The sequence below is a fragment of the Kitasatospora sp. NPDC091257 genome, assembly GCF_044757675.1.
GTDB classification, from domain to species: domain Bacteria; phylum Actinomycetota; class Actinomycetes; order Streptomycetales; family Streptomycetaceae; genus Kitasatospora; species Kitasatospora lactacystinica.
On record NZ_JBIVVI010001883.1, the window covers coordinates 1 to 1,066 of the forward strand.

General features: G+C 76.6%; 1 protein-coding gene. It reads right to left on the bottom strand.

Translation table 11 applies throughout. The annotated features are described in order from the left end of the window. Nucleotides 1-1,066: condensation domain-containing protein (locus ACIQOV_RS42660; RefSeq protein ID WP_401056672.1), on the bottom strand; the 1,066-nt coding region annotated here is incomplete at both ends.

Sequence of the window (1,066 nt, forward strand, 5' to 3'; positions counted from 1 at the left end):
CAGGGTGTCGCGCCAGTACCGCTCGACCGCCGCCCGGTCCTGGCCGGCCAGCCAGCGCAGGTAGTCGGCGTAGGGCGCGCGCTCGACCGGGGCGGGCCGGCGTCCGGCGGTCAGGGCGGCGTAGCGCTCGCAGACCTCGTCGAAGACCTGGGCGGCGCTCCAGCCGTCGAGCAGCACGTGGTGGAAGGTCCACACCACCCGCACCCGGCTCGGGGTCAGCCGGATCAGGGCCAGCCGCAGCAGCGGCGCGCCGCCCAGGTCGATCCCGGCCGCCCGGTCCTCGGCGAGCAGCCGGGCGGTGTCCCGCTCGACCTGTTCGGCGGGGCGGCCGGTCCAGTCGTGGTGGGTCACCGGGACGGCGGCCCGGTGCTGGACGACCTGGAGCGGTTCGGCGCCGTCCTGCCAGCTGAGCCGGGTGCGCAGGACGGCGTTGGCGTCGGCGGTCCGCTGCCAGGCCTCGGCCAGCGCGTGCGGGTCGGTGACCCCGGTCAGCACCAGCTGGACCTGGTTGACGTAGGTGTCGCCGTCCGGGTCGAGCAGGCTGTGGAAGAGCATCCCGGCCTGCATCGGTGTCAGCGGGTGGACGTCGGCGACGGTGCGGCCGTCCCCGGCGATGCGGTCCACCGCCGCCTGGTCGAGGCGGGCGAGCGGGAAGTCGGAGGGGGTGCGGCCGCCGGCGCCGGGTTCGGCGCAGTGGGCGACGATCCGCTCCAGTGCGTCGAGCATGGCCTCGGCCAGTGCGGTGACGGTGTCGGCGCGGTGCCGGCCGGCGCTGTAGTACCAGCCGATCTCCAGCTCGCCGTCCTCGACCCGGGCGACCACGTCCAGCAGGTGGGGGCGCTCGGTGCCGGGCGCCTCCGCGCCGCCGAGGCCGCCGGGGACGGCGCGGACGAGGGCGGCGCCGTCGGTGGACCAGTCGAAGCGGCCCAGGTAGTTGAAGCTCACGCCGGGGGCGGGGGTGTCGGCGAGCGCCTCGTCCCGGTCCAGGTGGCGCAGCGCGCCGTACCCGAGGCCGCGGTCCGGCACGGCCCGCAGCTGTTCCTTGACGGCCTTCAGGGCGGTGCCC